At 53.5% G+C, this 25,902-nt stretch carries 30 protein-coding genes; 19 read left to right on the forward strand and 11 right to left on the reverse strand.

The window, feature by feature from the left end:
- Nucleotides 1-2 precede the first annotated feature (2 nt).
- Genes ACR3FB_RS00870 through ACR3FB_RS00905 form a run of 8 tightly spaced genes read left to right on the forward strand, consistent with a single transcriptional unit; the run spans nt 3 to nt 5,367 of the window.
- Nucleotides 3-497, forward strand: a complete 495-nt coding sequence (locus ACR3FB_RS00870; RefSeq protein ID WP_108861949.1) for a lactoylglutathione lyase family protein — start codon at nt 3-5, stop codon at nt 495-497.
- The gene (locus ACR3FB_RS00875) at nt 490-1,521 is read left to right on the forward strand and encodes a C-terminal binding protein (protein ID WP_170637929.1); all 1,032 of its coding nucleotides are present in this window, start codon (nt 490-492) and stop codon (nt 1,519-1,521) included. Before ACR3FB_RS00870 ends, ACR3FB_RS00875 begins: the two co-directional genes overlap by 8 nt.
- Nucleotides 1,522-1,533: 12 nt before the next feature.
- Nucleotides 1,534-2,223, forward strand: coding sequence for an RraA family protein (locus ACR3FB_RS00880; RefSeq protein WP_480563385.1), 690 nt, complete (start codon nt 1,534-1,536; stop codon nt 2,221-2,223).
- The gene (locus ACR3FB_RS00885; protein WP_480563387.1) at nt 2,204-3,124 is read left to right on the forward strand and encodes a 2-dehydro-3-deoxygalactonokinase; all 921 of its coding nucleotides are present in this window, start codon (nt 2,204-2,206) and stop codon (nt 3,122-3,124) included. The genes ACR3FB_RS00880 and ACR3FB_RS00885 overlap by 20 nt, the downstream gene beginning before the upstream one ends.
- Entirely contained in the window at nt 3,121-3,747 is a 627-nt protein-coding gene (locus tag ACR3FB_RS00890; protein ID WP_480563389.1) for a 2-dehydro-3-deoxy-6-phosphogalactonate aldolase, read from the forward strand. Before ACR3FB_RS00885 ends, ACR3FB_RS00890 begins: the two co-directional genes overlap by 4 nt.
- Entirely contained in the window at nt 3,744-4,445 is a 702-nt protein-coding gene (locus ACR3FB_RS00895; protein ID WP_117868134.1) for an SDR family NAD(P)-dependent oxidoreductase, read from the forward strand. Before ACR3FB_RS00890 ends, ACR3FB_RS00895 begins: the two co-directional genes overlap by 4 nt.
- A 9-nt stretch (nt 4,446-4,454) precedes the next feature.
- Nucleotides 4,455-4,973: a 2,4'-dihydroxyacetophenone dioxygenase family protein gene (locus ACR3FB_RS00900; protein ID WP_170347546.1), complete on the forward strand. Its 519-nt coding sequence runs from the start codon at nt 4,455-4,457 to the stop codon at nt 4,971-4,973.
- Nucleotides 4,954-5,367, forward strand: coding sequence for a methylglyoxal synthase (locus ACR3FB_RS00905; protein ID WP_170347547.1), 414 nt, complete (start codon nt 4,954-4,956; stop codon nt 5,365-5,367). Before ACR3FB_RS00900 ends, ACR3FB_RS00905 begins: the two co-directional genes overlap by 20 nt.
- A gap of 24 nt (nt 5,368-5,391) precedes the next feature.
- On the opposite strand, the gene ACR3FB_RS00910 is transcribed toward ACR3FB_RS00905, so the two are convergent.
- From ACR3FB_RS00910 to ACR3FB_RS00925, 4 genes are all read right to left on the reverse strand, one after another.
- The gene (locus tag ACR3FB_RS00910) at nt 5,392-6,537 is read right to left on the reverse strand and encodes an alpha-hydroxy acid oxidase (RefSeq protein WP_480563391.1); all 1,146 of its coding nucleotides are present in this window, start codon (nt 6,535-6,537) and stop codon (nt 5,392-5,394) included.
- Between the two features lie 45 nt (nt 6,538-6,582).
- On the reverse strand, nt 6,583-7,866 hold the full coding sequence (locus tag ACR3FB_RS00915) for a TRAP transporter large permease (RefSeq protein WP_010437263.1): 1,284 nt from the start codon (nt 7,864-7,866) through the stop codon (nt 6,583-6,585).
- Between the two features lie 10 nt (nt 7,867-7,876).
- On the reverse strand, nt 7,877-8,362 hold the full coding sequence (locus ACR3FB_RS00920; RefSeq protein WP_480563394.1) for a TRAP transporter small permease: 486 nt from the start codon (nt 8,360-8,362) through the stop codon (nt 7,877-7,879).
- A gap of 78 nt (nt 8,363-8,440) precedes the next feature.
- A complete protein-coding gene (locus tag ACR3FB_RS00925) occupies nt 8,441-9,439 on the reverse strand; it encodes a TRAP transporter substrate-binding protein (RefSeq protein ID WP_010437266.1) in 999 nt (332 codons plus the stop codon).
- A 117-nt stretch (nt 9,440-9,556) separates the two neighbouring features.
- Here ACR3FB_RS00925 and ACR3FB_RS00930 point away from each other — a divergent pair, with 117 nt between their 5' ends.
- The gene (locus tag ACR3FB_RS00930; protein WP_480563397.1) at nt 9,557-10,228 is read left to right on the forward strand and encodes a GntR family transcriptional regulator; all 672 of its coding nucleotides are present in this window, start codon (nt 9,557-9,559) and stop codon (nt 10,226-10,228) included.
- 1,194 nt (nt 10,229-11,422) lie between these two features.
- Here ACR3FB_RS00930 and ACR3FB_RS00935 read toward each other — a convergent pair.
- Nucleotides 11,423-12,376 carry an SDR family oxidoreductase gene (locus ACR3FB_RS00935; RefSeq protein WP_170375928.1) on the reverse strand — a complete coding sequence of 318 codons (954 nt, stop codon included), beginning with the start codon at nt 12,374-12,376 and terminating at the stop codon, nt 11,423-11,425.
- A 168-nt stretch (nt 12,377-12,544) separates the two neighbouring features.
- On the opposite strand from ACR3FB_RS00935, the gene ACR3FB_RS00940 reads away from it, so the two are divergent.
- Entirely contained in the window at nt 12,545-13,438 is an 894-nt protein-coding gene (locus tag ACR3FB_RS00940; protein ID WP_170375926.1) for an AraC family transcriptional regulator, read from the forward strand.
- Between the two features lie 297 nt (nt 13,439-13,735).
- On the opposite strand, the gene ACR3FB_RS00945 is transcribed toward ACR3FB_RS00940, so the two are convergent.
- Nucleotides 13,736-14,419, reverse strand: a complete 684-nt coding sequence (locus ACR3FB_RS00945; RefSeq protein ID WP_170375924.1) for a GntR family transcriptional regulator — start codon at nt 14,417-14,419, stop codon at nt 13,736-13,738.
- Nucleotides 14,420-14,723: 304 nt separating this feature from the next.
- Between ACR3FB_RS00945 and ACR3FB_RS00950 the strand changes: the two genes are divergently transcribed.
- From ACR3FB_RS00950 to ACR3FB_RS00985, 8 genes are all read left to right on the forward strand, one after another.
- Entirely contained in the window at nt 14,724-15,695 is a 972-nt protein-coding gene (locus ACR3FB_RS00950) for a TRAP transporter substrate-binding protein (protein ID WP_480563399.1), read from the forward strand.
- A gap of 79 nt (nt 15,696-15,774) precedes the next feature.
- Nucleotides 15,775-16,308, forward strand: coding sequence for a TRAP transporter small permease (locus ACR3FB_RS00955; protein ID WP_480563401.1), 534 nt, complete (start codon nt 15,775-15,777; stop codon nt 16,306-16,308).
- Between the two features lie 2 nt (nt 16,309-16,310).
- Nucleotides 16,311-17,597 carry a TRAP transporter large permease gene (locus ACR3FB_RS00960; protein WP_480563403.1) on the forward strand — a complete coding sequence of 429 codons (1,287 nt, stop codon included), beginning with the start codon at nt 16,311-16,313 and terminating at the stop codon, nt 17,595-17,597.
- 18 nt (nt 17,598-17,615) lie between these two features.
- On the forward strand, nt 17,616-18,050 hold the full coding sequence (locus tag ACR3FB_RS00965) for a GlcG/HbpS family heme-binding protein (RefSeq protein WP_480563406.1): 435 nt from the start codon (nt 17,616-17,618) through the stop codon (nt 18,048-18,050).
- 9 nt (nt 18,051-18,059) lie between these two features.
- Entirely contained in the window at nt 18,060-18,941 is an 882-nt protein-coding gene (locus ACR3FB_RS00970) for an NAD(P)-dependent oxidoreductase (RefSeq protein ID WP_480563408.1), read from the forward strand.
- Between the two features lie 56 nt (nt 18,942-18,997).
- A complete protein-coding gene (locus tag ACR3FB_RS00975) occupies nt 18,998-19,741 on the forward strand; it encodes an SDR family NAD(P)-dependent oxidoreductase (protein ID WP_480563410.1) in 744 nt (247 codons plus the stop codon).
- Nucleotides 19,742-19,758: 17 nt separating this feature from the next.
- Entirely contained in the window at nt 19,759-20,070 is a 312-nt protein-coding gene (locus tag ACR3FB_RS00980; protein WP_170662651.1) for a cupin domain-containing protein, read from the forward strand.
- Between the two features lie 5 nt (nt 20,071-20,075).
- On the forward strand, nt 20,076-20,987 hold the full coding sequence (locus tag ACR3FB_RS00985) for a sugar kinase (RefSeq protein ID WP_480563412.1): 912 nt from the start codon (nt 20,076-20,078) through the stop codon (nt 20,985-20,987).
- Nucleotides 20,988-21,146: 159 nt separating this feature from the next.
- On the opposite strand, the gene ACR3FB_RS00990 is transcribed toward ACR3FB_RS00985, so the two are convergent.
- From ACR3FB_RS00990 to ACR3FB_RS01000, 3 genes are all read right to left on the reverse strand, one after another.
- Nucleotides 21,147-21,476 carry an N-acetyltransferase family protein gene (locus ACR3FB_RS00990; RefSeq protein WP_480563414.1) on the reverse strand — a complete coding sequence of 110 codons (330 nt, stop codon included), beginning with the start codon at nt 21,474-21,476 and terminating at the stop codon, nt 21,147-21,149.
- A 402-nt stretch (nt 21,477-21,878) separates the two neighbouring features.
- A complete protein-coding gene (locus ACR3FB_RS00995) occupies nt 21,879-22,106 on the reverse strand; it encodes a DUF1127 domain-containing protein (RefSeq protein WP_480563416.1) in 228 nt (75 codons plus the stop codon).
- Nucleotides 22,096-22,320, reverse strand: coding sequence for a DUF1127 domain-containing protein (locus tag ACR3FB_RS01000; protein ID WP_480563418.1), 225 nt, complete (start codon nt 22,318-22,320; stop codon nt 22,096-22,098). Before ACR3FB_RS01000 ends, ACR3FB_RS00995 begins: the two co-directional genes overlap by 11 nt.
- A 131-nt stretch (nt 22,321-22,451) precedes the next feature.
- Between ACR3FB_RS01000 and ACR3FB_RS01005 the strand changes: the two genes are divergently transcribed.
- Nucleotides 22,452-23,363, forward strand: a complete 912-nt coding sequence (locus ACR3FB_RS01005; RefSeq protein WP_480563420.1) for a LysR family transcriptional regulator — start codon at nt 22,452-22,454, stop codon at nt 23,361-23,363.
- 269 nt (nt 23,364-23,632) lie between these two features.
- Here ACR3FB_RS01005 and yghX read toward each other — a convergent pair whose 3' ends face one another.
- Both yghX and ACR3FB_RS01015 read right to left on the reverse strand, forming a co-directional pair.
- Nucleotides 23,633-24,520 carry a YghX family hydrolase gene (gene yghX, locus ACR3FB_RS01010; RefSeq protein WP_480563422.1) on the reverse strand — a complete coding sequence of 296 codons (888 nt, stop codon included), beginning with the start codon at nt 24,518-24,520 and terminating at the stop codon, nt 23,633-23,635.
- 90 nt (nt 24,521-24,610) lie between these two features.
- On the reverse strand, nt 24,611-25,774 hold the full coding sequence (locus ACR3FB_RS01015; protein WP_480563424.1) for a pyridoxal-phosphate-dependent aminotransferase family protein: 1,164 nt from the start codon (nt 25,772-25,774) through the stop codon (nt 24,611-24,613).
- Nucleotides 25,775-25,902 lie beyond the last annotated feature (128 nt).

Consider the following 25,902-nt stretch of genomic DNA (forward strand, 5'->3'; position numbering starts at 1 on the left):
ACATGGCCGCTCTCACTTTCTCTCACATCGGCATCACAGTTCCCGACCTGGAAAAAGCCGTGGAGTTTTATTCCAAGGCATTCGGCCTGTACGTGCTGATGGAACCAACTGAAATCCTGCATGACGAAAGCGCCATCGGTCAGATGTGCGACGATGTATTTGGGGAAGGTTGGGGAAGCTTCCGCATCGCGCATTTGTCGATGGGCGACGGTGTTGGCATCGAATTGTTTGAGTTCCCGAAGACCGTCGAAGAAGAACGCCCGTTTGAATATTGGCGGCGTGGCTTGTTTCATTTCTGTGTGCAGGACGAGGATCTGGAAGGCCGCATCAAGGTTATCGAAGACCTGGGCGGGCGCCAGCGCATGAGCCAAGTGCGCAAGTATTACCCAGGTGAAAAGCCCTATCGCATGGTCTATATGGAAGACCCGTTTGGCAACATTTTCGAGCTCTATAGCCACTCGTACGAATTGACTTATTCGGCGGGTGCTTATGACTGATCGCGCCGACTTTCCCCCCAGAACGGACAAACCCAAGGTCGTGATAACCGATTATGATTTTGGTGATGTTGCCGTTGAGACGGAAATCCTGGAAGCCGCGGGAGCCGAGGTGATTGCGCTTCAGGCCAAGCGCCAGGAAGACCTGTTTGATGTCGCGCCGCATTGCGCAGCGATGATGAACCAATATGCCCGGATCGGGAAAGAAACGATTACGCGGATGCGGAACTGCGAGGTCATCGCGCGTTATGGCGTAGGCGTAGATATCGTGGATGTCGGCACGGCGACGGAAAAGGGCATTCTCGTCACCAATGTGCAAAACTACTGCACCGAGGAAGTCGCCGATCACGCGATTGCCCTTTGGCTTACCCTGGCGCGCAAGTTGCCCGATTATGATCGAGCTACTCATGCAGGGGTCTGGCAGTGGCAAAGCGGGCAGCCGGTCTATCGATTGCGCGGGCGGACGATGGGCGTCGTCTCGCTGGGGAAAATCGGACAAGCCATCGTTGCGCGAGCGCAGTCTTTCGGAGTTACGGTCATCGCCTACGACCCGTATTTGCCGAGAGAAGTCGCCGCGAAGCTTGGGGTCGAGCTGGTGAGCAAACCTGAATTGCTGGCAAGGTCCGACTATATCCTGATGCAGGCGCCGATGACGCCGAACACGCATCACTTTTTGTCGGATGCCGAATTCGCGGTCATGAAACCCGGTGCGATACTCGTGAACACCGGACGCGGACCAACGGTCGACAACAAAGCCCTATTCCGAGCGCTGACCGAAGGCCATCTGGCCGCTGCAGGGCTCGACGACCCCGAAGAAGAGCCGGCCAAGCGCGCCAACTGGACGCCTGATGACAACCCGTTGTTCACACTGCCCAACGTCCTCGTAACGCCACATGCTGCCTACTATTCCGAGGAATCCATACACGCAGCGCGGGTCACCGCGGCCACTCAGGTGGCCAAGGTCCTGACAGGGCAAAACCCCGACTATACCGTCAATGCCGACGCATTGGCCATATCTACCGCATAACAGGAGACAAGAATGCCAGACGTCAGCACGGACCTCAGGGTCTTCAATGATTTTGTAAGAAACCCGGAACTTCTCAAAAAATTCGACAAGGTGTTGGAGGCGTACTCTGCCGCTGCCATTTTTGCGGATGTGCAGTACCGAACAGGCGTGATGGACAGCGCCATCAAACCCGCCTTCCGCGCCAAGGTGACAGGCCAGGCCGTGACGGTTCAGCTTTCAAAAGGCGACCTGGTCGACCCATTGCGAGCGCTTGAAATGGGACAACCCGGGGACGTGATCGTTGTGGACGCAGGTGGAGATCGTCAAACGTCGGTCTGCGGCGGTTTGATGGGTGGTCTGGCCAAGAACCGTGGCATTCGCGGTATGATCGTCGATGGCACCGGGCGCGACACAGATGAGTTGGAAGACATCAACTGGCCAATCTGGACGCGCGCGATCACGCCGCGCGGAACGCACACGATGTTCTCGGAACGTAAAGAAGAACTTTCGATTAATGTGCCCATTGCCTGTGGGGGCGTCGTCGTAAACCCCGGAGATTTCATCGTAGCTGATCTTATGGGCGTCGTTGTGGTTCCACAGGAAATTGCCGAAGAAACCGTGCGCCTTGCTCAAGAGCAGGCTGACCGTGAAGAGGAAACCCGTAAATGGGTGGCCCAAGGCAAAACCGTTGAGGATCTGCTGAATGAATTCGGTCGCATCTGAGCCAGCGCTGATCGGCGTAGATTGGGGCACGTCATCGTTCCGTGCATTTCTAATCGGTGCGGAGGGCGAGGTGATCGATGGGGTCTCGTCGCCTGAAGGCATCATGCAGGTTGCGGGGCAAACCTTTGACGCGGTCCTTGATCGTCTCATCGGCCCTTGGGTCTCCAACACTAACCTGCCGATCCTAGCATCCGGCATGATCACCAGCCGCAATGGCTGGGTCGAAACGCAATATGCTGAAATGCCGCTGGGTGCTGGCGGTCTTGCGCGAGCGTTGGTCCCCCACGAAGCGGCCAACGGAGCGCGTATTCATTTTGTGACAGGTGCCTCGACGGAACATGCCGGAGGACCGGACGTAATGCGCGGCGAGGAGACCCAGATCATCGGGGCATCTTCGCTAGGTTTGAGCGAAGGTATGTTCGTGATGCCGGGAACGCACAGCAAATGGGTTCAGGTTGCCGACGGGAAGATTGTGGATTTCTCGACCTACATGACAGGTGAGATCTTTTCGGCGCTGAAAGAACACACGATCCTTGGCACCTTGATGAAGGAGGACGCCTTCAGCGAAGACGCATTCGTGATGGGCGTCAAAGCGGGCCTCAGTGGTGAGTCGAACCTGCTGCACAGCCTGTTTCATGTTCGGACGCTTCCTCTCATGGGCAAAATTCCAAAGGTTGCCACGGCCGACTACTTGTCGGGCTTGTTGATCGGGACCGAGGTTGCTGCCGCGACCGGCGAAGTAAAAGACGTCGGCACGATCACTGTTGTTGGACGCAGCGACTTGTCCGACCGATACGAAATAGCGCTTCGAACTGCTGGTTTCGACAGCCGTCGCGCGCCAGATGATATCGTTGCGAAAGGGCATTTTCTGATTGCTCGCGCTGCGGGGTTGGTCGGATGATTGACCTCACCGCAGCTCTTGCCGAGAACCCGCTAATTGCGATTTTGCGGGGGCTGGCACCAGAAAATGCGCGCCCGGTGTCTGATGTACTCTTCGATGCCGGGTTTCGGATAATCGAAGTGCCGCTCAACTCACCGGACCCGCTGGAATCGATAGGGCAGATCGCCTTGAAACATGGCGCTCAGACCATCGTCGGCGCTGGCACAGTGTTGACTGTGGATCAGGTCGCGGCGGTTGCTGATGCAGGCGGGCGTATCATCGTGTCGCCCAATATGAACCCGGACGTCGGGCGCGCGGCTGTCGCTCGGGATCTTTATTGGTGTCCAGGAGTCATGACCCCCTCCGAGGCCTTTACGGCGTTGGATATCGGAGCATCGGTCCTCAAATTCTTTCCGGCGGAAATGGTGCCGCCAGCTGCCATTTCTGCCATGCGCGCCGTATTGCCTGCAGACGCAGTCGTCGCTGCGGTAGGGGGCATAACGCCGGATACGATGGCGCCGTATCATGCCGCGGGTGTAGATGGATATGGGCTGGGATCCGCACTGTTCAAACCGAGCTATACATTGGATGGTATCGGCAGGCGCGCGCGCGCCTTCACCAGTGTATTGGAGGAACTTGGATGAAACAGGCCTTTGTAACGGGCGGTACGCGAGGGATTGGTGCGGGTGTTGCACGGTCGTTGGCAGACGCAGGTTGGTCCGTCATTGCCGCATCCGCCTCCCAATCCGAATTGGATGCATTCGAGCCTCGGGACGGGTTAAAGGTGCAGCTCTTGGATGTCACCGACCAGACGTCCATCAATGATGTATTCGGCGAACTCACGGGTCTCGATGCCTTGGTGAACTGCGCAGGTATTCTTTTGCGTGGCGAAGAATATGACATCGACGTCTTCGCCAAGGTGCTCGATGTGAATCTGACTGGCACCATGCGCTGCTGTCTTGCCGCGCATCCATTGTTGGCTGAAGCGAGCGGGGCCATCGTCAACACCGCCTCTATGCTCAGTACCTTTGGTGGGCCTTTGGTTCCGGCGTATTCCGCTTCTAAGGGCGGCGTGGCACAGTTGACCAAGGCGCTCGCAGGTCGCTGGGCCGAAGACGGTATCCGGGTCAATGCCATCGCGCCGGGTTGGATTGAGACAGAGATGACCCAGGGCCTCCGGGAAGACCCTGAACGAACAGCGGGGATCATGGCGCGTACGCCAATGAAGCGCTGGGGGAAACCCGAAGAAGTCGGTGCGCTTGTGCAATGGCTTTTGAGTGAAAACGCCAGTTTTGTGACCGGATCGATCTATCCGGTCGACGGCGGCTATCTCGCTATGTGAGGAAAATCTATGAATGACGATGACACCGCCCGAATGCCATATCAATTGCCATTCCCCAAGGATGCGCAAGACGAGATCGTGATCCCGAATGCCATGAGTGAGGACGACAGACTGTGGGTTCCGCAGGCAGAGAACGTCTGGTTCCGACCGCTCTGCCTGAACCGCTCGCAAGGTTATTGGATGAACCTTCTCAAAGTACGCAAAGCTGGTGTTCTTTCGCGGCACCGCCATCCACAGCCAGTCCACGGTTTTGTCCTGAAAGGGCGCTGGCATTATCTGGAACATGATTGGGTTGCGGAAGAAGGGGGATATGTCTTTGAGCCGCCGGGTGAGACTCATACTTTGGTCGTTCCCGACGATGTCGAAGAGATGGTCACCTATTTCCAGGTCAATGGCGTGATGTGCTATGTTGATCCGTGGGGCAAGGTCACTGGCTACGAAGATGTCTTTACCAAGATTGATCTGTGCCGAAAACACTTCGCGGAAGTCGGTCTTGGAGAAGATTACGTTGAACAATTCATCAGGTGATGCGCCCCGTTTCGCGCTCGTGGCCCATGATGCGCGAAAGGACGAAATCGTTGAATGGGTGGGTCTGCAATTGGCCCGCCTGTCCAGAGTACAAATCTTTTCGACAGGGACCACCGGCAGTCGCATTAAGCAAGCCTATCCAGAACTGGATGTTACCTGCTTGAAAAGCGGACCACTCGGAGGCGACCAACAGATCGGCGCCATGATCTGCGAAGAGAAACTGGATGCACTGGTTTTCTTTGTCGACCCTCTGTCGCCCATGCCACACGACGTCGACGTTAAGGCTCTGACCCGTCTCGCCACGGTATATGATCTGCCAATGGCATGTTCACGCTCAACTGCGGATCTGATCGTGGAGGGACTGATTGACGGGGATGACAACACGCCTGTCTGATACGCCGCACGTCGGAATTGCCGATCAGCTGGTTCTCAGAAGGTGCTCTGCCAGACTGCCGAGGTTTTCGCTGCCAAGCTGGCTCATGTTGGCCTCTATGTCAGCTTTCAGGATGTGAACGAGATGGTCGATCCCTCGTGCTCCGAACGCTGCAACGGCATATTGAAAGGCGCGTCCGACCATGACGAAATCTGCACCTTTCGCCAAGGCACGCATGATGTCCAATCCCCAGGCAACGCCAGAGTCATAGATCAGTGGCACATCTGTTCCGACCGCCTCGCGGATGTTTGGGAGTTGGTCAATGACCGCGGGTCCGGCTTCGAATTGACGCCCGGAGTGGTTTGAGACCCAGATGCAATCCGCGCCCTCGGCCACCATTTCTTGCGCGTCCTCCGGCCGCAGGACACCCTTGACGATCAGGTGACCCTCCCATTCCTGTCGCAGTTCGCGCAGGTAGTCCCAATCTGGAATCCCACGGATCAGAGCGCCTGCATGGGTAAAGCTTTCTCGCCCGCGTGTCGGGACGTAATCGTCAAAGAACCGCATACGTGGCATGATGCCCTCGCGCAGATGCGCAAGGCACCAGGAGGGTCGTGACGCCATTTCTTTCAGCGTGCGCAGGTCAGCTTTTGGAGGCACCGTCAGATTGGCGCGGCGCTGTCGTTCGCGCCGGCTCTCTTCTGGAACGTCCACCGTGATAATCAGCGTATGAAATCCCGCTGCCTTAATCCTCGGCAGCATCGCGCGGCGCAGATCGCCGGAGTTCACCGGGTAATGCTGAAACCATCCGTTTTTTCCAATGTAAGGTGCCACATCTTCCGGTGAAGCAACCGCCACGCTGGACAACGAAAACGGAATATTGTGGGCAACCGCAGCCTTTGCAAGCATCCGCTCTGCTCCTGCCCACATCAGGCCGGACATACCTACCGGTGCTATCCCGAATGGCAGATCGTAAGTTCTACCCATCAATGTAGTCTGTAGGTCGGCCTTTGTTCGGCCGCATAGTACACGCGGCATGAATCCGATGGCGTCAAGTGCGTCCCGGTTGACCTTCAACCCCAGCTCCCGGCCGGTCGCGCTGTCGAGGTATTCGAAGGCAAACTTCGGAATGCGCTTTTGTGCGGTTTTCCGAAGGTCTTCTATCGACGGGTGGGAAAGGTCCAGATCCATCCGGGTCCTCTGTTCGTTGTCTAACGTTTGAAGCTCCTCAGTCGGTCACCAAAGGGATGGCAGAGCCAAGGAAATTGCGGGCACATAGGTGATGAACATCAACAAGATCAGCATGCCGACAAAGAATGGCAGGATCGCCCGGCTGAGGCTTTCGATGGAAACCTTGGAAATGCTGCTGGCCACGAATAGGTTTACACCCAACGGAGGTGTGCAGAACCCAATGGCCAGGTTGACCGTCAAGATGACACCAAAAACGATTGGATCGACACCCAGCGCGGTTGCAACCGGCAGCAGGATAGGCGTCATGATGATGATCGACGAGATCGTCTCCATGAACATTCCGATCACGAGCAACAGCAGATTGATCAGCAACAGGATGATGATTGGGTTGTCGGACAGGCTGGTGATCGTTGTTGCGAGCTCTGTCGGGATTCTTGCGAGCGTGATCAACCTGCCAAAGGCGGTCGCCATGATCACCAATATCAGAATCGTCCCGCTGGTCTTTGCACTGCCCGCCAAAACCTCTGGCAGGTCCTTGAGGGTGATGTCGCCATACACGAAGATGCCGATGAAAGCGGCATAGACTACGGCCACGGCACCGGCTTCGGTTGGGGTAAAGATGCCGCTATAGATACCCCCAAGAATAATCACGGGCACGAGAAGCGCCCAGATGGAAGACCGGAAACTCTGCCAGACGCCAGGGCCTGAGAACGTGGTTGTCGATTGCTGAACAACCTCGTCCTTTCGCAGCAGAACACGAGCGACCAACATGAACATGAGGGCAAAAAGGATGCCAGGAACAACACCTGCAAGAAACAGTTTGCCGATCGAAACCTCGGCAGTAACACCATAGATGATGAAGGGAATACTTGGCGGTATCATAACGCCGATCATTCCTGAGGATGCCGTCAATGCGCCGCTGAATTTGCGCGTATAGCCGACCTTTTCCATCTCTGGGATCATGTTCGACCCGATGGCGGCTACGGTCGCAGGAGACGAACCGGATATGGCGGCAAAGAACACGCAGGCGAGTACGTTCACGTAAGCAAGCCCACCCCGGATATGCCCGATCAGTGCATTGGCGAACCCAACCAGTCTACGAGACATTCCGCCGTGCTGCATCAGGTCGCCTGCCAAAATGAACAGAGGGACGGCAATTAGAGGAAACGAGTCTGCGCCTGTTACCACCGACCGTGCCAGAAGAACCATGGGTGGCGTGCCATCCACAAAGACCATCACAATCATGGTGGCTAGGCCTAAACAGATGCCAATTGGCACGCTGAAGAGCAACAGGGCAAAGAGCGTCAAGAAAAGCGTTGTTGCAAGCATGCCGGACTCCTCACGCTTTGGTTCCTGCGATCAGGCGCAGGCTTCGGATCAGATGTTGAGTGACGCGGATCGCGGACAGGCCTGCGCCAATCGGCGCCGAAGCATAAAGGATCGGTATCGGTAGTCCCAAAACGACCGACGTCTGGCTGGCCACAAAAGGCTGTCGGATAAGCTTGATGCATTCAATTGTCAGAATGATCAGAAATCCAAGGACAAGAAGCGCGATCACAACATCCGCGTAAAGCCTTGCGCGCTCGCTTAGGACATCACGCAGGACCGTGATACGCACATGATCGCCTGTGTGGAACGCATAGCTGACTCCTAGCCAGACAAACCATACAAACAGCCAAAGCGTTAGCTCTTCGCCCCATGAAAGAGAGGAATTCAGAATGTAGCGCATGAACACATTTCCAAAGATCAACAAGACAATCGCGGCCAAAAGTGCACTGGCTAAGACCTTTTCGGCATTCATATCGATCCATTTGATAACCGACACCGTTCACCTCCCCTTGAACGAAAGGGGCACCCGAACTTTCATGGCGCGGGTGCCCGTATTGGCTGAGTAGTCCGAGGGTCAGCTTCCGCTCGCTGCGGAAACCGCTGCTACCCAGTCGTCATAGGCTTCAGCGCCAACCTCGTCGCGATACTGCAGACGGACGCTTTCAGTTTTGTCGGCAAAGGCCTGTCGCTGCTCTGCAGTCAGTTCCAGAACCTCGACACCAGCAGCACGAATCTGTTCCAGTTGTTCCGCATCTTCGCTCGCGACCAGTTCAGCCTGATATTCACGTGCGGCGGCCATCGAGTCCCGGACCAGTTGCTGATGCTCTGCGGACAGCGAGTCAAAGAACGGTTTGGAGATGACGGGCATATAGACCGCAAAGACATGGCCCGTGGTCGAAAGGTATTTCTGAACCTCGTAGAAACGCTGTGAGGTAATGATCGCCAGTGGGTTTTCCTGGCCGTCGATCACGCCTTGCTGGAGAGCAGAATAGACCTCACCAAAGTTCATTGGCGTCGGGTTGGCCCCGAGCGTTTCGAATGTCGCCACATGCGCCGGAACCTTCATGGTACGTAGCTTGACACCCTCGAGATCTGCGGGGGTTGCAACCGGGCGGACATTGTTGGTCACATTGCGTACACCCAATTCAAGCCAGCCAAGACCGACCAATCCCTGGTTTTCGACCCGCGCAAGCATGCCATCACCAGCATCACCATCAAGAACATCAAAGGCGATGTCCTTGGAGGAATACATGTAGGGCAGTTCAATTACTGCAAAAGCCGGATCCCAGCCCGCGAAGAAAGAGGAAGGAGGAATGGCCATTTCCAGAACGCCGGTTTGAACACCTTCGATCATTTCGCGATCAGGGCCCATCTGCGACGAAGGGAATATCTGTACGTCGATTTCACCATTCGAGCCAGCTTCGACCAGTTCTTCAAATTTCAGTAGCGCGCGATGCATATGAAACGCTTCTGCTGCGCCATGCCCAACCTTAATGACTGTTTCAGCGGATGCTGCAAAAGCAAGCCCGGCTGACATGACGACGCCAAGCGCCAATGTTGATTTCTTGAACAAGGTATCCTCCCACGGATTTAGTTATTTTCGATCTATTATCTGAGATATCAGATATAATGTAGAAATCAAGCTTACATGTGCTATTGTGTTAGAGAGACGAAATAGGACGAAGTGAAAATGACCGAGATTTTGCAGATTAAGCGCCCGGATTCGTTGAGTAAAACTGCTGAAGAGCATATCCGAAAAGGCATAATCAATGGCACGTTTCAATTGGGTGAATCGTTGCCGGAAGTGAAGCTGTCAAATGCCATGGGCATCAGCAAAACTCCGATTCGCGAAGCGTTATCGGCTTTGAATCTTCGGGGGCTCGTTCAGATATTTCCTCACCGAGGAGCCTTTGTATTCTCTCTTTCTCAAGAGGACGTAGTGCAACTTTGCCAGTATCGGCTCATCCTAGAATCCGCAGCTTTGGAGCAGTCGCTTGAAAAGAACCCGTCGGTTCTGATCAATGAGCTGGCTACAATTGTTTCTAAGATGTCAGAAGCGCTGGAAGCGGATGAATTCGAGCAGTACTTGGAACTTGACGCCGAGTTTCACGACGCGTTTTTCAGGTCCTGCGGAAACAGTTACCTGCGGGATGGATATCAAAAAGTCAGTGATATCTTCCAAACTATGCGGACACATCTGTCAAAGCGTTCCAATCGAACGAAGAAATCTTACAAGGAACATCAAGCGATCACATCGCTATTGGGCGAGGGTAAAGTAAAAGCTGCAACGAACACCCTCAAACGTCAAATCACTCGCGGTGAGCGTTCTTATTCTGATTTGGTTGGTCTAAGGCAAGCATAGGTGCCCACCATTTGGTCACGATGTTCACCAAAAGCGCATCTGGCAGCAAATCTAATGCCGCGTGCGTGGGCAACATAAGTTCAAAGTGGCGGAGTTGGGCTGTTCTTAGACAAGGGCCGTGGCCACGATTAGAGGGCGGTTTTTGTGTTGGGTCAGAAATGCTTGACGATTGGGTCAGAAATGAATGACGTGATTAGCCGATTTATTGAGGTTTTGTCTGTCGGTTGAGTCAAATATCAGTGACGTTCCACATCCCCTTAACGCATTGAGTTTAAACGATTAAATCTAAGGTTGAGTTGGAATCCCCCAGGGGATTCGAACCTATCCCGCAACTAATCCAGCAACATTTGGGTGAGGCTAAGTCCGTTTGGGCGGTTAAGTACCACGTCCCTGTCTTTGCGGAATCGGATGGGGTGTTGTCGTTTCGGGAATTGTAATTCAAGATGAACAGGTGATGAGGTCCCGCTAATATTGGACCTTTGGGTGGAGCCGAGGCAAATGCCTCGGCCCCGTATCGCCCTTCTGGCGACTGCTCACCTAGCGAGGTGTTGGGACCTCGCTAGGTCAGGGTGGGTGTTATATCGGGTTCATTCTTCTGCTCTTTCCTTGTCTTCTGGGCTGAAAGCGCGCCCGTAATCCTGTTCTGAAATCCGCCACTTTTTTGTTTCTGGGTTGTAGTGCAGTCGCCCTTCATCTTTGAAGCGAGTTAGATAACTTCGGAAGGTATGCGTTTCACAGCGAGCTCGCCGTTCGACTGGATCAACTTTCTTGTCTCAGGGTCCAGCTTGGGTCGCCCACCCGGATTACCGGAATGACCAGGCTTGAAGAGCGGTGTTGGTATCGTTAACTCCTCTCTTCTCAGAAAGCGAATGCACCAAGCAATAACTATCTATTTTGTATACTATAATTCGGTTTGCGTTACTAATACTTGTGCATTTTGCTGCGGGGCTGGTCGGTAGTCATGCCCGAACTAAGTCCACAGTGGATTTTTTTGGTCAGCGTCTGCTATCGTGCTGAGCGACCACTATATGCATAAAGTTCGACTGTCTGCTGCCGAAAGACCGCTTAGCGGCGCGTAGCCTTCATCAGAAAAAAGGTCGGATGACCGCGTTGAGCCTATTCTACTAAATGCTGCACGGTGCACAAATGTCCGATTGTCGGTGAAGCATCACCAGCCGCACAGGACCCGTTGGATCAAATCTCCCACTTCAAGCCTGTTTCTTGTTCAGTGACCTCCCAAAGCCTTGCCATGACGGTTTTGTCATACGCATGCGGGTTTAATGTGCCCCTGCCGACCGGGCCAACGGCTTCAAGGCGGCCCGTTGGTCCGTAGAGCGCGCGTTGTTCGGTCAAAGTCTTTTCGGCAGCGCACATGACTTCGGGATAGGACCCTTGCTCGGCCGTTTGAACCATCGGTGTTTTTGTCATGAGCCACCAGATGAACCGCATCGTCCGGCTGCCACTGGTGCTGATCAGCGACGTTGCCGAAGAGCCGGGATGGCAGACATAGACCTCGACTTCGGTACGCCCTGCGGCGGCAAGCCTGTCCTGTAATTCATAGGCGAACATCATTTGCGCCAGCTTGCTTTGCGAGTAGGCGATATTCGGCCCGTAACCCTCTTCCCAGTTCATGTCGTCGAACTTGATCGTCTTCAGACCCATGTTGTATCCAAGACTTGCCACAACAACGATCCGACCATTTGAGGCTTCGATCCGCTCAAACAGAAGACCACAGAGTAGGAAGTGACCGTAATGGTTGGTGCCGAGCTGGCTCTCGAACCCATCCTCTGTCAGTTTGCGAGTCGGCACCTGTGCGATGGCCGCATTGCAGATGAGCGCATCGATCCGGGAAACGGAATTCAGAACTTTGGCCGAAGCTTCGCGTACGCTTGCGAGCGAGGCCAGGTCCATGCGAATGAAGCTCACTTCTGCTTCACAACCGAACTCACTTTTCAGGTCCGCAACAGCTGCCCGAGACTTCTCAACCGAGCGGTTCAACATGACAACCTTGGCGTTCTTTTTAAGGAGCGTTCGCGCGGCCTGGAACCCGGCACCGGCGTTGGCACCCGTGATGAGGTAGGTCTCGCCGGAGAGGTCGTCGAGGCGCTCGGGCATCCAGCCCTTGGGTCCAAATGTGGTATCTGGCATCTTTTGTCTCCTATCTGCGTTGGCGCGGGGACCGAGTGAATTGTGTTTCGGCTTGGAAATGCAGATAGCTCTCACCAGAACACAGAAACAGGCGAGATTATCGCAAATACTTGCCCGATTGTATCAAGGTAGTTGCCTACAACGATCTGGAGCCTTTACATCTCTCCTATGAGCAAGGATCAGATCAAGCAAATCATCGCAGACCGAACCGAAACGGACGGCTTGACCGAGACGGGCATCAAGGGTGCACGCCTGTTTCGCGCCACGCGTTCAATCCCCTGTGTTCCAGCCGTTTACGAGCCCTGCATCGTGGCCATCGTGAGTGGGGTTAAGGAAGCCGTACTGGATGGCCGAAGATACGAATACGACAACAGCCGATATCTCTGCTGCCCAATGTCGATGCCGGTCAAGGCGGGGACGCCTTTGGCCTCGCATTACCACCCACTCTACGGAGTCATGATCACTCTTGAGCAACGCGCTATGACCGAGCTGGTGATGGAGATGGAAAATGCCGGCGGCGTTCTTCCTTCGGTCAAAGAAGAACTGCCGGAGCCGGGAATTAGGCTCGCGAGATGGGACGATGGATTCACTGAAGCGCTGCTGCGGCTACTGCAGCTCGGAAACAGCGAGACGGATACAGCAGTTCTCGGCGAGGCGCGATTGCGTGAGGTGCTCTATGCGATCCTGAGTGGAGAAGCTGGCACCTTCGCACGACAGGCATTTGGCGCTGGCAACGCCATCGCACGTTCAATTGCGCATGTGTCGTCACATCTGGATACGCCGATCTCGATTGAGGATATGGCAAGCCGAGCGGGCATGAGCCGGGCGGTTTTCCATCGCAAATTCAAGCAGGTCACGACGATGGCGCCAATCCAGTTCGTCAAGACGATGCGCCTCAACAACGCCGCCATGAAGATCGCGGGCGGGATGCCTGTGAACGAAGCTGCAATGGACGTTGGTTACGTCAGCCCGTCCCAGTTCAGTCGCGAGTTCAGGCGCATGTATGGGCAATCACCGAGGAAATGGGGTGAGGCACAGAAACTGCTGGTCAAAGTTGCTTGAGGCTGATTTGCGTGAGCAAATCGAACCTTGGAGTCACCGCAGTGAACGGAAGCTTTTTCCGCAGAGCTGACGTTCTCGCTGGCTGTAGCGAACGTCTGTTGTTCGGGAAAAGCCCCAATTCGCTGCCGAGCAGCATCACGTTTGTAGAACGTGAGAAAACCGCAGAAACCGGACATTGCAAATTCGATGATCCCTAACAAGCAAAAAAACGTTAAGATAAATGAGCAGCCGGCCGGTACGATAGGCACATTGTCGGTACTGAATATTGAATCAAATTAGCTGTACGAGTTTCCGAACTTATTCAAAGTACTCGGGATGGCGTTCGTGAATAAACGCGATAGTGTCGTCGAGGCGGGATAAGTGTTTTCTGACTGCGTTTTGCGCTTTTGACAGATCCCGCGAGACAAGCCCATTTGCGATCTCATAGTGGTCTTCCAAAATGGAATTCGCCTCGCGATCTTTCTCAAGACCAAGCATACAGAGACGATCTACTTTTTGTTTGCATTCCATCATAACTTCGAACGCTAACGGGTTGCCGCCAAGGACGTAGATTAGTTTGTGAAAATCGTAGTCGAGCGCGTGAAAGGCAGATAGATCCCCTTGCGTCAGAGCATTCTCCTGAAGGGCTAAGTTTTCGCTTAGCTTCGCATCCCGATCTGAATCCCAAGTCTCAACCGCCATGTAAACTATTTCAAGTTCGACGGCCCTTCGCACCAAACGAGCAAGCTCTAGGCGATCCATTGAAAAGCCGCGCACCTCGGTTGCTTTTTGCGGTCGGATAAGTAGCAAATCCTCATTTCCAAGCCTGGTGAAGGCGTTGCGAACGGGTTGGCGAGAGACGCCAAATCGGCGTGCGACTTCCGTCTCGGACAATTTTGTACCGGGAAGAATTTCGAGCGAAACGATCTGATCGTGCAGTGTTTCGTAGACGGCATCAGTGGTTGTTCGGGTTCTAATTCCGTCCACGATTTTTTCTTTCATCCTCTGATTCATAATCCTGTCGCCACGATCTGATAGGTGGTTAAGGCACTGTTTTATAAATTGAAAAGCCATAGTTCGTACGTACTGTAGCAAGGCTTTTTCGGTTAATATCAAAGAGCCTGTAACCATTGAAGTCAAGGCCGTCACATGCTTCAAACGAGTTGTTGACATAACTTGGATACTAGTGTCCTTATGACTTCAGCAGTGATTCCGGCTCTGGGAGGAAGCAGGAAGTTTTGCGACTTTCATCCTCCAGACGACACGTTTTGGCCTGTTGCTGCTCAGAAAAAACGGGAGGAGACCCATGACTTCTACGAAATCGCTTTTTGCAGCAGTAACCGTTGCACTGATCGCCTCTTCAGCATCGGCTGATAGCTGGCGCGCTTGGAACATTCACAATGACGGCCACCCCAATACGGCGGCGATGGACAAATTTGCTGAGCTTGTTGACACAGCCACAGATGGTGAAGTCACGGTAGATGTTTTCCACGGCGGAGTTCTTGGCTCGCAGCCCGATGCGCTGGAGCAAGTGCGTATTGGCGCCATCGAGGTTGGCAACTTCAACCTTGGCCCGATTGGTCCGATGGTCAAAGAGGCAAACCTTGTATCGCTTCCGTTCATTTTCAAAAGCGTGCCGCACATGTTCCGCGTGATGGAAGGTGAAGCTGGTGCGGTCGTTGCCGAAGCGATGGGTGAGGCAGGAGTTCTTCCCCTTGCATATTTTGATGCTGGAGCCCGGTCATTCTACAGCCAGAAACCAATCAACTCTCCAGTCGATGTGGAAGGTCTGAAGATCCGAGTTATGAACAACGATCTCTACACTTCGATGATTTCGGCTATGGGTGGAAATCCGTCTCCAATGGCTTTTTCGGAAGTACAACAGGCACTGAAAACAGGCGTTGTTGATGGGGCGGAGAACAACTTCCCGTCGTTCAAAAACGTCGGCCATTACGAAGTGACGTCGCACTATTCGCTATCTGAGCATTTGATCATCCCCGAGTGCATCTGTGTGAATACAGCCAAGTTCAACGCGCTTAGCCCCGAACTACAAGAAGCTGTACGTAGTGCGGCACAAGAAGCGGCTCTGTATCAGCGCGAACTGTGGGCTGTTGGATCTGAGCAAGCGCGCTCTGACGTTGAAGCGGCTGGCATCACAGTCAACGAAATCGCAGACAAGGGCCCCTTCCAGTCCGCGATGGACGTAGTCTATGCCGACTACCTCGCTGCCAACCCAGATATGAAAGCGTTGGTCGAGATGGCCCAGGCCACTGAGTGATTTGCCAAAGCGAATACAAATAAGCGCGTCCGGTTTCCAAAAAAGAAACTGGACGCGTAGATCCAAAAAAGGGGGCGGCATGCAAGTTTCAGGCAAGACATCAGAGTTTCTACGGAGGATGGATTTCTTCCTCGACCTGCTCGCCCGCCTTTGTACCGTGTTGGCCGGCGTCGCCATCGTGACTATGACCGCCATCTTCGCGTGGCTGGTCTTTGGCCGGTACGTCCTCAATGACACGCCCACCTGGGTTGAACAGGTATCGCTTTTACTTGTCATGCTTATTGCCTTCCTCGGCGCAGCAGCCGGAGTGCACAACCATACCCACCTCTCTGTTGTTCTTTTTCGGGGGATGGTGCCGCCGAAAGTACGAACAGTCTTTGTCTGCATCACAGATATGCTGCTAGCCGGATTTGGCGCGATGATGTTCTGGTATGGGCTTGAATTGACCGAATTCAAATGGGGCACGTTGATCCCGCTTATTCAATGGCCCGAGGGCCTGAGATCCCTGCCTATGACAATTAGCGGAACATTGGTCCTTCTGTTTTCCACCGGTCATCTGATCCGCCTGTTTCTGGGCGAGGATGCGCGTCAAGACAGTATAGATCAGGGTTAATCATGGGACTTGCAGTTCTTCTCGGGGTCTTTGCCCTTTCTGTCATAATCGGAACTCCGGTCGCTTACGCACTTGGGATTTCTGCCTTGGCTGCGTTTTGGTATGAAGGTTTGCCGTTGTTCGTCGGCTTTCAACGAATAGTGGCGGGAATCAACGTTTTTTCGCTTATGGCGATCCCGTTTTTCATTTTCGCTGGCGAGCTGATGTTCCACGGCGGGATAGCCGTTAGATTGGTCAGGTTCGCGCAAGCTGCTGTCGGTGCCGTGCGCGGCGGGCTTGGCATTGTAAACGTGTTTTCCTCCATGCTTTTTGGCGGGATTTCAGGTTCGGCGATCGCGGACATCTCCGCGCTGGGCTCAATTCTCATCCCCGTTATGAAAGATAAGGGATACGATGCTGACTATGCGGTAAATGTGACGGTGACGTCTTCTATCGCCGGGATCATCATTCCACCCAGTCACAATATGATCATCTTTGCTCTTGCAACGGGCGGTGTGGTGTCAATTTCCAAGCTGTTCTTGGCGGGCGTGGTCCCCGGCATCCTGATGTGCTGTTGCCTGGCAATTGCCGCATATGTGGTCGCAGTAAAGCGCGGCTATCAGGCTGAACGGTTTCCAGGATGGACGGCGCTGGCGTACGCGTTTATCGGCTCCATCCCCGGCTTGCTGACTGCCGTCATTATCGTCGGAGGTGTCCTATCAGGCATCTTTACTGTAACAGAGTCCGGTGCATTCGGGGCTATGTATGCCTTTGTTGTCACGCTGATCGTCTACCGCAGCCTGTCATGGGATGCCTTTAAGACTGCTGTAATTTCGTCCGTGCGTACAACGTCGATGGTCATGATCCTGATCGCCTGCGCCGGGGCCTTCGCCTACATGCTGACCTACAACCGCGTACCAACCAAAACGGTCGAGTTCCTTTTGGGGATAACCGAGAACCCGATCCTGATTTTGCTGATGATCAATGTCGTTCTTTTGCTGCTTGGCATGATTATGGATATGGCAGCCTTGATCCTCATCTGCACGCCGATCTTCTTACCGGTGATGAATATGCTGGGGATCGATCCGCTGCAATTTGGCATGATCCTTCTGGTGAACCTTGGTCTGGGGCTTTGCACGCCTCCGGTCGGGACCTGCTTGTTTGTAGGCTGTGCGGTTGGCCAGTTGCCGATGGAAAAAGCCATCAGAACGATCTGGCCTTTCTACCTTGCGATCTTCGCAGCGCTGATGCTGATCACCTTCGTTCCTGCCATCTCGCTCACACTTCCCACTCTCCTAATCGGCCCATAAAGCCCAAAGGACGCCGCTATGCTGAATATCAAACGATTGGACATTGAAGAGGCGCAACGGCTGATCGCGGTCGCTAGGCTAAAAGCCGAAGATATCGGGGTGCCTATGTGCATCGCTGTTACCGACGAGAGCGGTATCCTCATCGCATTTGAGCGAATGGATGGCGCCAAGATTACCAGCGTCAATCTGGCGATCGACAAGGCTTATACCGCATGCGGCATCAAGAAGAGCACGCAAGCCTTGGGTGAAGTCAGTCAACCGGGAATGCCAGCGCATGGCATCGCCTCGGCCTTAGGCGGACGTATGGTGACCGTTGCCGGCGGTCTTCCTGTGCTTTCTGGTTCTGATGTCGTCGGCGGCATTGGTGTTAGCTCAGGCTCGCCTGCGCAAGATCATGACGTCGCCCAAGCTGGGGCCGATGTCTTTTCCAAAATGAAAAACCCAAACGCTTAGGAGGCGCATATGTCGAATCCAAAAATCGGTTTCATTGGTCTAGGCCAAATGGGCAGCAAGATGGTTGAATGCCTCCAAAAAAATGGTCTTGATCTTGTGGTCATGGGCCGCAACAAAGCGGCGGTTGCCCAAACCGTTGCACGCGGTGCGGTCGAGGTGAGCACCCCTGGGGAACTCGCCGCGGCCAGTGATATCGTCATGCTCTGCGTGACAACATCTGACGTGGTCGAAAGCCTGATCTACGGCGAGAATGGTATTCTCGCCGGGATCAAAGAAGGCGCGGTGGTCATAGATTTCGGAACGTCCATTCCAGCGTCAACAAAGAAAATTGGCGCTGACCTTGCGAAAAAAGGGGCGGGGATGCTCGACGCGCCGTTGGGGCGTTCACCTATGCACGCCAAGGACGGTTTGCTGAACATTATGGCAGCGGGCGATATCGAAACGTTTGAAAAGGTCAAACCTGTGCTCGACGTGCAGGGCGAGAACGTGTTCCATCTTGGCACACTTGGCGCGGGCCATACGACGAAGCTGATCAACAACTTCATGGGTATGACAACAGCGTGTACCATGAGCCAGGCGTTTGCAGTTGCAAAACAAGCGGGCATCGATGGCCAGCAGCTTTTCGAGATCATGTCTGCGGGCCCGTCCAATTCTCCATTCATGCAATTTTGCAAGAATTACGCCGTCGATGGCGTAAGTGATCTTGGGTTTTCGATCAGCAATGCCAACAAGGACATCGCCTACTTCGTTCAGATGATTACTGACATTGGAACGCGCTCCGAAATCGCTGAAGGCACTTCCGCAAATCTTCAAACGGCGCTTGATGCAGGGATGGGCGAAGGCAATGTACCCGAAATCTACGACATGTTCGTCAAACGCGGTGCAGCTTAGGCGACCCACAATGGCACACGACTACTTTCAAAGTTGAGCAAAGATGAGGGATGCCCATGAAACTCGCTGGAAAATCGGCAATTGTAACTGGAGCCGGCCGCGATATCGGTGCAGCAGTCGCTCTCAAGCTTGCCTCCGAAGGCGCAAACGTCGCAATAAACTATTTTGCCAGCAGCGCAGGCGCTGAGGACGTTGTGGCCAAGATCAAAGCAAATGGCGGGACCGCGTTCGCGCTTCAAGGAGACCTAACGCAGAAAAGCGACGTTGACGCATTGGTGGCGCGATCTCTCGCGGAATTCGGCAGTATTGAAGTTTTGGTCAATAATGCGGGCGGTTTGGTTGCCCGCAAAACAGTCGCAGAGTCCTCACTTGAACATTGGCGGTATGTGATGGACTTGAACCTGACCAGCAACTTCATGATGACCAACGCCTGTTTGGCTCATATGAAAAGCGGTGCAATTGTCAACTTGGCAAGCCAAGCTGCTCGCGATGGCGGTGGCCCCGGCTCGGTTCCGTATGCGACCTCAAAGGGCGCAATCATGACGCTGACGCGGGGTTTGGCCAAAGAGCTGGGCCCGGATATCAGGGTCAATGGGCTGTGCCCTGGGATGATTGATACTGATTTTCATAACATCCACACACCGGACGCAGGACGTCGCGGCTTTGAAGCCGCTGCGCCAATGAAACGTCAGGGCACCATTGAGGATGTCGCAAACCTTGTCCTATTCCTAGCCTGCGACGACAGTGCTTTCATTACAGGAGCTAATGTCGATCTGAATGGTGGAATGCTTTTCTCATAGTGTAGTGGAGGTACACCTTGCCTGAATTTCCAGTTGTCTCGACAGGAGAGAATGTCACACGGCAAGTTCTCTCTGATCATCCCAATCTCATGGTTGTTGCCTTTCGGTTCAGCAAAGCAGGTGCGATAGGCGCGTTGCACAGCCATCCGCATGTCCAGTCAACATATGTCGAAAGTGGCCGGTTCCGGTTCACTTTAGGCGAAAGTGATCAAGAGTTCGGGCCAGGCGACAGTTTTGTCATTCCTTCAGATCAAACCCACGGATGTGTTTGCCTGGAACCAGGAAAGCTCGTAGATAGCTTCACTCCGCGGCGTGACGATTTTTTGTAGAACCCATGCGTATCTTAGCAATAGGCGAGTGCATGGCGGAACTTGCTCCCCTGGGCGGTCTAGGGGAGTTCAAGATCGGGTACGCTGGTGATACGTTCAACACGGCTTGGTATTTAGCGAATATATCACCAAATACAGACGTCGCTTATTTCACGACAGTTGGTGACGACAAACTGTCTCGCGAAATGCGAGCCTTTATTGACAGAACAGGCATCGAGACCTCTCACATTTGCGAAATTTCGGATGGAACTGTGGGTCTCTATATGATCCACCTTTCCAACGGCGAACGCAGTTTTTCCTATTGGCGCAACAGCTCTGCAGCCAAACGGCTTGCTGACGACCCAGATGCGCTTGACCGTGCTATCGAAAAAGCGGATTTGATCTATTACTCAGGAATTACGCTGGGAATTCTTGGTCCTCAATCGCGTGAAAATCTACTTGGTGCTCTCCAAAGGGGGCGCGATGTAGGGAAAACCGTGGCTTTCGATACGAACATCAGACCCAAACTTTGGTCGAGTACCGAAGAAATGAAGCGTTCAATCATGCGCGCTGCTGAACTCTCGGATATCGTGTTGCCGTCTTTTGACGATGAAAGCGCGTGGTTTAATGACGACTGTCCGACCGCGACTCTTGAACGATATGCAAGACTTGGTGTGGAACGGATCGTCGTAAAAAACGGCGAGCATTCTGTGGTTTATCAAGATGGGAATTTTAGAGGGGAGGTGCCTACTAAGCCGGAAACTTCCGCTATTGATACAACAGCCGCTGGTGACAGCTTCAACGCTGGCGTTTTGCTCAGCGTATTGGAGAAAAGTGATTTCCGCGCGGGAATATCGTTGGGCTGCCAATTGGCCAGCTACGTGATCCAAGCCAAAGGAGCGCTAGTTCCTGTCGATGCACTGCGTGTTACAGCTTGAGGCGGTAAATCCCGACTTGTGTTTAACGTGGAATAAGCGCACCGCACGGCCACTATCTGCAGAAAGGCAGCTTAAATACTGAAACAATAAAGGCGTTAGAAAAGGTCATTCGCTTGAGTCCAATCAAACGACCGCAATACGCAGTGTGCCATTGGTCGTCTAGGCAAAAAGCAGATGTGAGTGTGCCCTAGTTTCAGCGATAATCTCAATGGCAATTGACGCGGGCGTCGGCCAGTTGGGGTGCAAGATTGCTTCAACAATATCCGCGTCAGCTACAAACTGCGCGTTATGTTTCGCCGCAAGATAGCGCATGTGGCGGTTTTCCTTCAGGCACATCATTTGGATAGACCGGACGCCTCTGTTCTGCGCCATCGCGTACATCTGATGAAACAAAGCGTCGCCAATCCCAAGGCCTCGCGACTCGGCTTCGACAGAGAATGCAGCCTCTGGCTTTGATGGCCGTGAATGAAAGGGGCCGCGCAGTTCCACAAGGCCCCTCAATTGGTCTCAGACAAACGCCCCACAAGCGACACTGTCGTACAGAAGGATGTTCTGTGTGTGGCTCAAGACGCAATTAGCGTTGACGACTCCATAAAACCGTGCTTGCCACGTTTCGAAATTTAACTACAGAAAATGATTGCAGATGTCACTTTGATCGCCGGAACGGAGAGGATGAACGATCGGGTCTTGTAGTGCTCTCCTGACTTTCAGTTTTCGCGTTTCCTGTTTGGCAGGTTGGTATGGGCCAGCATTTTCGGGAGGAGGTGAAAATGCTGGCCCTTTGCGATGGCGCTCCCCGTTGGCTTTTTCGCCGCCGCTTATGCTGGCTTACTCTGGGAGGAGCGAGGACCAGCAAACTTGTGTAATCTTCTGACCTGAGGACCCACTTCTCTATTCGTCACCCATTAGTTTATCGGCATATTCCGGGATCTCAGATCGCGAAATTCCGATCTGAGCGAGTTGGTAGTCACTCATATTCGAAAGCGCAGAGAGCATCCGGGCCATTTTCAGTGCCTTTAAGGCGGCTTTAGTCGTGGATCTGATCCACACCAAGAATGCGATTGATTGGGCGATCGCGTGACCGCGATACGTAACAGGGGCTTGGGTGTTAACAGCCATAGGCGGCCTCCAACGCAAGATGTTTGATGCTGCTTCGCGAGATACCCAAATCTATTAAGTCACGGTCAGATAGCACCGAGAGTTCATAGTAAGTTTCGCGATAAACCCTGCGTTTGGCCTGTGCCTTGCGTATCGTGTCCAGTTTTTGATGAAAGAACGTGCGGCCAGCTTCGAAAACGACATCCAGCGCGCTGTTTGATCGAGTAATTGCCATGATATTGCCTCGTCCGTTGCTGCAATGCAGTATTTATGCTGCAATGCAGAGATAAGGGTATTTGGTAGCGCTCACAACTCGCCATTTTGGCAAAGGCCCCGTGCCATATTGGAATAGCAAAAGGTCATGACATGGACATTTCTGCGCAAATGCTAATCTTTGCGACGGTTGTCGAGCAGGGCAGTATTTCTGCGGCTGCAAGATCAATGGGCCAGACCCCATCAGCAGTAAGTAAGCAGATCGGGTTACTTGAAGATCAGGTGCACTACCGCCTTCTGAATCGTACCAGAACGGGTGTCTCTCCAACGCGGGAAGGCCAAGATTTCTACGAAAAATGCAAAGCGATGGCTGACAAATTCAATGAAGCCAAAGCGATGATCCACAGCTTTGACGGTGTCCCACGCGGAGAACTCAGGATCGCATCCACTGTTGCATTCGGTAAGTCCCAACTGATTCCTGCTCTGCCAGAGTTCATGAAAGAGAACCCTCAGGTTCAAATGTCTTTGGATTTGACCGACCGAGAAATTGATCTTCGGAGTGAAGGCTTCGATGCGGCGATCTGCTTTGCGGAACAACACAAGAATCCAGATATGGTCATCAGGCGCGTTATGCAGAGTCGAAGGGTACTATGTGCCTCACCTGAATACCTTGCGCGTTGTGGAACACCGTCGAATTTTACCGAATTGGCTGAGCACAATTGCTTGAGAGTTGCTGGGAGAAGCCAACGGAACGCTTGGAACAGCATCGAACCGAACGCAGGCGAAAAATTTGAAGCAACGGGCAGCTTTGAGGGGAACAGCACCGATGTCGTCTTTAGAGCCGCTCTGGCTGGTATCGGGATCGCACGGCTGCCCTGCTATATGGCAAACAGGAAATTTCTCTCCGGCGAACTTGTCCATGTCATGCCGGAGTATGCACCGCCCAGCACGGATATCGTCGTAATGTTTGCCGAAAGGCGGAATCTGGCACCAAAAACGCGCGCGTTTGTGGATTATCTCGCGCGGCGGTTTCGGGATACCGAAGAGAACCAAAGGAACGGCTAACCACGCATAAAAGTGTTAATACGTTTGACCCGCAGATGAGCTGAACACTTAACAATGGATCGCTTCACCTAAAACCGCTGCGACAGTATCCATCCATCGTTTCGACACCATAAAAGCATCCAATAGTAGGGATTGCGGGCCAAGACCTTGTCGCAGAATTTCTAACTCCGAAGTTCAAGTTTCCGGGGCTTCCAAGGGCTTGGCCAAGATGGGCCGAGGATTGCTACGAAGAGATATCAATGCATGACTGGCTTGGTAGCTTGTACCAATTATTTCAAATAGGTGTTGAACCAATCAATTGTGCGGTCCCAGGCTAGGTTTGCCATTTCCTCATCATAGCGTGGCGTACTGTCGTTATGAAAACCGTGGTTGGCGTTTTCGTATGTATGTGCCTCGTATACTTTGTCGTTGGCCTGCAGGGCGGCCTCAAAATCCGGCCACCCTGCGTTGATGCGCTCATCAAGCTCTCCCATTTGAATCAGTAGCGGCGCCTGAATTTTAGCCACATCCTCAGCTGCCGGCTGGCGACCATAGAACGGCACGCCTGCTGCCAATTCCGGATAGGCCACAGCAATTGCGCTGACTACGCCGCCACCGTAGCAGAAACCCACTGCGCCGACCTTTCCGGTACTGTCATCTCGGTTCAATAGGTATTCAAATCCATTGAAAAAATCGTTCATCAACTCGACCCGGTCCACTGTCTTTTGCAGTTCGCGCCCATCTGCGTCGTTGCCGGGGTATCCTCCCACCGATGTCAGGCCGTCTGGAGCCAGAGCCATAAACCCGGCTTTCGCCAATCTGCGCGCGACATCTTCGATGTACGGGTTAAGGCCGCGGTTTTCGTGGATTACCAGCACCGCGGGCAGGGGTTCTTCAACGCCTGCGGGCCTGACCAGGTAGCCCCGCACGTCACCGGTTCCATTTGGTGAGGGATAGGTGATGTAGTCTGCATGGATATCGGGATCGTTAAATGACACCTGCTGTGCTAGGGCATAGTTCGGACTAAGCATGTTCAGCAACGCGACCGCTGGTAAACCGCCAACTGCAAATTTGCTGGCGCGGTCCAGAAATTGGCGTTTAGTGATTTTGCCGTGCGCATAAAAGTCATACAGATCAAGAAGTTCCTGGTCGAAGTCTTTTGCCGTCATACGGGTCATGGTGAAGCTCCTAAAGAGTTTTGTGATCCGGAGGGTTGGTAATTTCCCGTCAATGGGACTCGGTCGCGCTATTGGAGGCTCAGCTTGGATTTACGCGGCCTTGAGATGCTCCAACGCAGCCTGCGTGCCACCTGCTGTATGCGGCACGCCGCTCTTGGCGAGACCCATTTCTACGCCTGAGAGTGTGGCCATCAACATCAGGTCGTTGAAATCGCCCAAGTGACCTATGCGGAAAACCTTGTCGGCTACTTTGGACAGGCCATTTCCAAGTGAGATATCATAGTGCTCCAGCGTAGTTGCGCGAAATACATCAGCAGAATGTCCTTCAGGTACTTTAACAGCGGTCAGTACGCCCGACTCCTGGCCTTGGCGAGCACACAATACCTCAAGTCCCCATGCTTGCACCGCAGCCCGCGTCGCGGCACCATGGCGGGAATGCCGTGCGAACACGTTCTCCAGCCCCTCTTCGTGCAACATATCGATGGCCTCATTAAGTCCATAAAGGAGATTGGTGCCGGGCGTATAAGGGAAGAACCCTTTCTGGTTGGGTTTGATCATATCATGCCAATCCCAATAACTTCGTGGCATACTCACGGATTTTGAATGTTCCAGTGCACGGTCGCTTACAGCGTTAAAGCTCAGACCAGGCGGTAGCATCAGTCCTTTTTGCGAACCAGAGACACAGACATCAACGCCCCAGTCGTCGAACCTAAAATCGATCGACCCTAGGCCAGAAATGGAGTCAACAATTAGGAGCGCAGGGTGCTTTGCCGCATCTATTGCTCTGCGCACTTCCTCGATCGACGAGACTGACCCAGTAGAAGTTTCATTGTGGACGACGCATACCGCCTTGATCTCGTGCTGACTATCTTCGCGCAGGCGGTCTTCGATCTGACTTGGATCCGCACCGCCACGCCAATCTCCTTCAATCAGTTCTGGCTGCAATCCCAGTTTTCCTGCCAAGTTGCACCACATGAAGGCGAAATGTCCTGTTTCGAACATGAGAACTTTTTCGCCTGGCGAAATACTGTTCACAAGTGCTGCTTCCCATGCACCGGTGCCGGATGAGGGGTAAATAAAGACGTTCTGCTTTGTCTTGAAAATGGTTTTTATCCCACTGAGGGCCTTGTTCCCTACTTCAGCAAAATCGGGCCCACGGTGATCAATGGTCTGTGTGCTGATGGCCTTCAGGATGCGCTCTGGCACAGCACTTGGCCCTGGAATCTGTAAAAAGTGCCTGCCCGCCTGACGCATATGAAATGATCCTTATGCTGGTGCCCAAAGAGTGGTGCTATTAACCATTGCAAAAGTTAATTATGAATTCATTATTCAGTCAATGGACAAGTGGAGCCTAAATGGGCTTATTGGGAAGGGAAGGCGAA

This window comes from Ruegeria sp. AO1, assembly GCF_056535985.1.

Excerpts from the sequence above, each read along its gene's own strand:
- ACR3FB_RS00945 (WP_170375924.1), bottom strand. The coding sequence starts at position 14,419 with ATGAAAGAAAAAATCGTGGACGGAATTAGAACCCGAACAACCACTGAT.
- ACR3FB_RS00935 (WP_170375928.1), bottom strand. The coding sequence starts at position 12,376 with ATGCCAGATACCACATTTGGACCCAAGGGCTGGATGCCCGAGCGCCTC.
- ACR3FB_RS01000 (WP_480563418.1), bottom strand. The coding sequence starts at position 22,320 with ATGGCAATTACTCGATCAAACAGCGCGCTGGATGTCGTTTTCGAAGCT.
- yghX (WP_480563422.1), bottom strand. The coding sequence starts at position 24,520 with ATGACCCGTATGACGGCAAAAGACTTCGACCAGGAACTTCTTGATCTG.
- ACR3FB_RS00915 (WP_010437263.1), bottom strand. The coding sequence starts at position 7,866 with ATGCTTGCAACAACGCTTTTCTTGACGCTCTTTGCCCTGTTGCTCTTC.
- ACR3FB_RS00875 (WP_170637929.1), top strand. The coding sequence starts at position 490 with ATGACTGATCGCGCCGACTTTCCCCCCAGAACGGACAAACCCAAGGTC.
- ACR3FB_RS00880 (WP_480563385.1), top strand. The coding sequence starts at position 1,534 with ATGCCAGACGTCAGCACGGACCTCAGGGTCTTCAATGATTTTGTAAGA.
- ACR3FB_RS00890 (WP_480563389.1), top strand. The coding sequence starts at position 3,121 with ATGATTGACCTCACCGCAGCTCTTGCCGAGAACCCGCTAATTGCGATT.
- ACR3FB_RS00985 (WP_480563412.1), top strand. The coding sequence starts at position 20,076 with ATGCGTATCTTAGCAATAGGCGAGTGCATGGCGGAACTTGCTCCCCTG.
- ACR3FB_RS00940 (WP_170375926.1), top strand. The coding sequence starts at position 12,545 with ATGAGCAAGGATCAGATCAAGCAAATCATCGCAGACCGAACCGAAACG.
- ACR3FB_RS00960 (WP_480563403.1), top strand. The coding sequence starts at position 16,311 with ATGGGACTTGCAGTTCTTCTCGGGGTCTTTGCCCTTTCTGTCATAATC.
- ACR3FB_RS00930 (WP_480563397.1), top strand. The coding sequence starts at position 9,557 with ATGACCGAGATTTTGCAGATTAAGCGCCCGGATTCGTTGAGTAAAACT.
- ACR3FB_RS00870 (WP_108861949.1), top strand. The coding sequence starts at position 3 with ATGGCCGCTCTCACTTTCTCTCACATCGGCATCACAGTTCCCGACCTG.
- ACR3FB_RS01015 (WP_480563424.1), bottom strand. The coding sequence starts at position 25,774 with ATGCGTCAGGCGGGCAGGCACTTTTTACAGATTCCAGGGCCAAGTGCT.
- ACR3FB_RS00895 (WP_117868134.1), top strand. The coding sequence starts at position 3,744 with ATGAAACAGGCCTTTGTAACGGGCGGTACGCGAGGGATTGGTGCGGGT.
- ACR3FB_RS00950 (WP_480563399.1), top strand. The coding sequence starts at position 14,724 with ATGACTTCTACGAAATCGCTTTTTGCAGCAGTAACCGTTGCACTGATC.
- ACR3FB_RS01005 (WP_480563420.1), top strand. The coding sequence starts at position 22,452 with ATGGACATTTCTGCGCAAATGCTAATCTTTGCGACGGTTGTCGAGCAG.
- ACR3FB_RS00900 (WP_170347546.1), top strand. The coding sequence starts at position 4,455 with ATGAATGACGATGACACCGCCCGAATGCCATATCAATTGCCATTCCCC.
- ACR3FB_RS00885 (WP_480563387.1), top strand. The coding sequence starts at position 2,204 with ATGAATTCGGTCGCATCTGAGCCAGCGCTGATCGGCGTAGATTGGGGC.
- ACR3FB_RS00955 (WP_480563401.1), top strand. The coding sequence starts at position 15,775 with ATGCAAGTTTCAGGCAAGACATCAGAGTTTCTACGGAGGATGGATTTC.
- ACR3FB_RS00975 (WP_480563410.1), top strand. The coding sequence starts at position 18,998 with ATGAAACTCGCTGGAAAATCGGCAATTGTAACTGGAGCCGGCCGCGAT.
- ACR3FB_RS00995 (WP_480563416.1), bottom strand. The coding sequence starts at position 22,106 with ATGGCTGTTAACACCCAAGCCCCTGTTACGTATCGCGGTCACGCGATC.
- ACR3FB_RS00965 (WP_480563406.1), top strand. The coding sequence starts at position 17,616 with ATGCTGAATATCAAACGATTGGACATTGAAGAGGCGCAACGGCTGATC.
- ACR3FB_RS00910 (WP_480563391.1), bottom strand. The coding sequence starts at position 6,537 with ATGGATCTGGACCTTTCCCACCCGTCGATAGAAGACCTTCGGAAAACC.
- ACR3FB_RS00970 (WP_480563408.1), top strand. The coding sequence starts at position 18,060 with ATGTCGAATCCAAAAATCGGTTTCATTGGTCTAGGCCAAATGGGCAGC.